General features: G+C 66.2%; 4 protein-coding genes and 2 pseudogenes. 3 read left to right on the forward strand and 3 right to left on the reverse strand.

What is annotated here, in order from left to right; translation table 11 throughout:
- Positions 1 to 74: pseudogene (locus EET03_RS18265) on the reverse strand (IS607 family transposase); the annotation flags it as partial.
- Between the two features lie 89 nt (positions 75 to 163).
- Complete coding sequence (locus EET03_RS18270; protein WP_075542456.1) at positions 164 to 979, reverse strand: GntR family transcriptional regulator; 816 nt, start codon at positions 977 to 979, stop codon at positions 164 to 166.
- 83 nt (positions 980 to 1062) lie between these two features.
- Between EET03_RS18270 and EET03_RS18275 the strand changes: the two genes are divergently transcribed.
- From EET03_RS18275 to EET03_RS18285, 3 genes are read left to right on the forward strand one after another with little or no spacing between them, the layout of a single operon-like run.
- Complete coding sequence (locus EET03_RS18275) at positions 1063 to 1950, forward strand: isocitrate lyase/PEP mutase family protein (RefSeq protein ID WP_075542455.1); 888 nt, start codon at positions 1063 to 1065, stop codon at positions 1948 to 1950.
- A complete protein-coding gene (locus EET03_RS18280; protein WP_075542454.1) occupies positions 1941 to 3188 on the forward strand; it encodes a 3-isopropylmalate dehydratase large subunit in 1248 nt (415 codons plus the stop codon). The genes EET03_RS18275 and EET03_RS18280 overlap by 10 nt, the downstream gene beginning before the upstream one ends.
- Complete coding sequence (locus EET03_RS18285; protein ID WP_075542453.1) at positions 3185 to 3697, forward strand: LeuD/DmdB family oxidoreductase small subunit; 513 nt, start codon at positions 3185 to 3187, stop codon at positions 3695 to 3697. Before EET03_RS18280 ends, EET03_RS18285 begins: the two co-directional genes overlap by 4 nt.
- Positions 3698 to 3701: 4 nt before the next feature.
- On the opposite strand, the pseudogene EET03_RS18290 reads toward EET03_RS18285, so the two are convergent.
- Positions 3702 to 3883 (reverse strand): annotated as a pseudogene (locus EET03_RS18290) (hypothetical protein); the annotation flags it as partial.

The following is a 3883-nucleotide window of genomic DNA, read 5'->3' on the forward strand; positions in this document are numbered from 1 at the left end:
AGATCAGCGCGAAACCAGCGATACGCAGTCACCCGCGCAACACCATTGCGCTCAGCCCACGCCGCCAGATTCATACCTTTGTTCCTACCGCACACCACTGACAACTACCGACCACTCAACCCGCAACAGCTGGCAGCCCCCGCAGATGCGATCGAGGCGGCACTCACGTAGGTTCGCGGCGCACATCGTGGGCGATCGCCAGACCGTCGGCCGCCTCGAGTTCATCGGAGGACTGCGTCAGCAGCAACCGGCTGCGGGTCGGCGACACCAGCACCGACTGATAGTGGTGCGGCATGCCCGCCGCGAAGATGAGCCGGTTGATCCGCAGCAGCGCGGCGCCGATCGCGGTCTCGAGGAGCTGCGCATTGCGGGGACCGGCGATCTCGGCGGTGATCTCGTGCTGCACCCGGTCCACGACCGCCCCGGTTCGTTTCACCAGTTCATACAGCGGCGCCTTGCGCAGCGCGGATTCGGTCAGCGTGCCGGCCAGCTCGGCCGGCAACCAGACGTCGCTGACGATCAACGGCTCGCCGGTGCGGCGTTGCCGCCGCAACCGCACCACGTGCAGCAGCTCGCCGGTCGTCTGCAGCGCTCGGGCCACCGCCCGCGGCGGTCGCCGCACGCCGAGTTCGATTATCTCGGCTTCGGTTTCGAACTGGGTCTGCCGCAACCCCTCCAGATACGAGCGGCCGGGCGCTGACCGGTCAGCTGGAACCTCTTCGCGCACAAAGGAACCCACACCGTGCCTGCGCTGGATATAGCCCTGCTCGGCCAGGTCGGCCAGGGCGCGCCGCACGGTGATCCGGGAAACTGCGAATTGCTCGCACAACGCCTGTTCGGTGGGTAGCGCATCCCCGGGGGCGAGCACGCCGCGCTCGATCTCGTCATGCAGCACCAGGAAGAGCTGCCGGTGCAGCGGCACGCCTGCGCAGGCCGACACGGGTGCGGTTTTGCCGCCGGCTTGATGCACGGTGCCCATGCTTCCACACCGTTGCGGTTGCGCCGCCAAGAAGCAGGTTGTTATATGTATATAACAACCTGTCACAGAGAGGACCGACATCCATGCCAACGACACCGGCCCGCCGCCGGCTGCGAGCCCTGCTCGACACCCGTGAAATCGTGGTCGCCCCAGGGGTTTTCGACGGGATTTCGGCGCACTTGAGCAAACGCACCGGTCACGTCGCGGCGTATCTGACCGGATCCGGGGTGGCGGCCTCCGGTTTCGGCCTACCCGACATCGGCCTGGTCACCGCGTCGGAAATGGCCGAGCGCGCGCGAATGGTCGTCGGCGCACTGGGCGACATTCCGCTCATCGCCGACGCCGACACCGGCTACGGCTCTCCCAAGAACGTGGTGCGTACGGTCCGCTCCTACGACGACGCCGGTGTGGCCGCGATCCAGTTGGAAGACCAGGCATTTCCCAAGCGATGCGGCCATCTGCCGGACAAACGGGTGGTGGACGCCGCGGTGTTCGAGCAGACGCTGGCGGCCGCGCTCGACACCCGCTCCGACGACGGCCTGCTGATCGTGGCGCGCACCGACGCTAGGGCCCCGCTGGGCCTGGATGGCGCCATCGAACGCGCCAACCGCTACGCCGCCGCGGGCGCCGACATCGTCTTCGTCGAGGCTCCGCAGAGCATCGGTGAAATCGAGCGCATCGCAAGCGAAGTCGAGGCCCCGCTATTGATCAATCTGGTCATCGGCGGCCTGACTCCGCAGCTGCCGGTGGCGCGGTTGCAGGAATTGGGTTACGCGGTGGCGATCCATCCGGGTCAGTTGGTGCGCCGCGCGACGGCGGCCATGCTGGCGGCGCTGTGTGAACTCAACGGGACCGACCCCACGGCCCACCGGGCCGGCACCCCCACCGAATTCTTCGACCTGGTCGGTCTGGCGGAGTGGTCGGAAATCGAAGCCAGGTACGCGCCGACGGAGGGCTGCGCATGGGCATGACCATCATCGAGAAGATCTTTGCCCGCAAGACCGGCCAAACCACGGTGTCGCCCGGCGACACCGTCGTGGTCGATGTCGACATGACCGTGTTGATCGATCTCCAGTTCGCGCGAGAATGGATACGGCCCAACCGGATTCATGACCCCGAGAAACTAGCGGTGGTGATGGACCATGCCGTGCCGGCACCGACGGTCCGAGACGCCGCCGGCGGTCAGCAAGCCCGGAAGTTCGTCGCCGACTTCGGTATCCGGCGCTTCTACGACGTCGGCAGGCATGGCATCAGCCATCAGGTCATCGCCGAGAACGGACTGGCCCGGCCGGGAGAAGTACTGGCGTGCAGTGACTCCCATACCTGCGCCGCCGGTGCCTACAACACCGCGGCCCGTGGACTGGGAGCCGCAGAGGTGTACTCCATCATGTGCACCGGCCAAACCTGGTACCAGGTCGCGCCGACCATCCGCTACCAGTTCTACGGCGCCAAACCGGATACCGTCAGCGGCAAGGACATCTTCCTGCATATCGCCAGCCGTTACGGTGACGCCGCCAACCGCAATCTCGAGTACGGCGGCAGTGGTCTGGCCAGCATCCCGATACCCGATCGGCGCACCATCGCCACCCAGGGAGCCGAGCTATCAGCTGATTTCACCATTTTCGAAGCCGACGACGTGTTGACGAGCCACCTGCAAGACCGCGGTATCAGCGGATACCGCGTCGCGGCACCGGATTCCGATGCCGATTACCATGACGTCCGCCCCATCGACCTGGCGACGCTCGAACCCCACGTGGCTCTTCCGGGCACCGTCAGTCGCAATGGTCTGCCCGTTTCGCAGGTGGGCACCCAGCGCGTCGACCAGGCATTCATCGGATCCTGCGCCAACGGCCAGCTCGAAGACCTCGAAATCACCGCGCGGGTGCTGCGCGGCCGCAGCATCGCGCCGGGGGTGCGGCTGCTGGTCACGCCCGCATCCCAAGCGGTGTACCGGGAGGCCATGCGGCTGGGCTACTTACAGGACATCGTCGACGCCGGCGCCGTCGTCACCAACTCCACCTGCGGCGCCTGCTTCGGCTACCACATGGGACTGGTCGGCCCCGGCGAGGTGTGCATCACCTCGAGCACCCGCAACTTCACCGGGCGGATGGGCAGCACCGAGGCGCGCATCTTCATGGCCGCACCGGCGACCGTCGCCGCCTCGGCGGTCACCGGCTACATCACCGACCCGAGGAGTTTGGTTGCATGACACTCACTTTCAGCGGCAGGTTGTGGGTTTTCGGTGACAGTCTCAACACCGACGCCATGTACCCGGCCTATGCCATGAAAATGGATCCGCCCGAGGCGGCCAGGCATGTTTTCCACCAGCTACGCCCCGGCTGGACCGACAAGGTGTCGCCCGGCGATATCCTGGTGGCCGGCAAGAACTTCGGCGTCGGATCGTCGCGGCCGGTTGCGGCCCTGTTCGTCGAGCTCGGTATAGCCGGGCTGGTCGCCGAGGAATTCAACTCGCTGTTCTTCCGCAATGCGGTCAACGCCGGACTGCCCGCAATGACGGTGCCCCAGGCCAGCAGCGTCTTTGCCGAAGGCGATCACGCAACGTTCGATCTCGCCGAGGGCAGTTGGCGCAACGACACCACCGGAGTGCGGGGAACAGTGCCCGCCCTGCCCGACCTGATCCTCGAGATCATCGACAGCGGCGGTGTCCTACCGCGGCTGGCGGCGCAGGGTTATCTGCCGTTTTACCAGAAGGTTTGACGTGTCAAACGGGGTCGTCGTCGTCGCGGTCGCTGAGGAATCGTTCGGGGTGATGGTAAGGGTTGGTGCGGGGCTGTCCGCGATCGAGGTGCGCTGGCGGTATCCATTCGGTGTCGCCTCGGGCGTTCTTGCGGGTGCGCCAGCCTTTTTCGGCGAGTCGGTTGTCGATACCGCAGGCCAGGGTGA

The sequence above is a fragment of the Mycobacterium innocens genome (assembly GCF_900566055.1).
Classification (GTDB): Bacteria; Actinomycetota; Actinomycetes; order Mycobacteriales; family Mycobacteriaceae; genus Mycobacterium; species Mycobacterium innocens.

Coding starts and splice junctions, on each gene's coding strand:
- EET03_RS18275 (WP_075542455.1), top strand. CDS start 1,063: ATGCCAACGACACCGGCCCGCCGCCGGCTGCGAGCCCTGCTCGACACC.
- EET03_RS18270 (WP_075542456.1), bottom strand. CDS start 979: ATGGGCACCGTGCATCAAGCCGGCGGCAAAACCGCACCCGTGTCGGCC.
- EET03_RS18285 (WP_075542453.1), top strand. CDS start 3,185: ATGACACTCACTTTCAGCGGCAGGTTGTGGGTTTTCGGTGACAGTCTC.
- EET03_RS18280 (WP_075542454.1), top strand. CDS start 1,941: ATGGGCATGACCATCATCGAGAAGATCTTTGCCCGCAAGACCGGCCAA.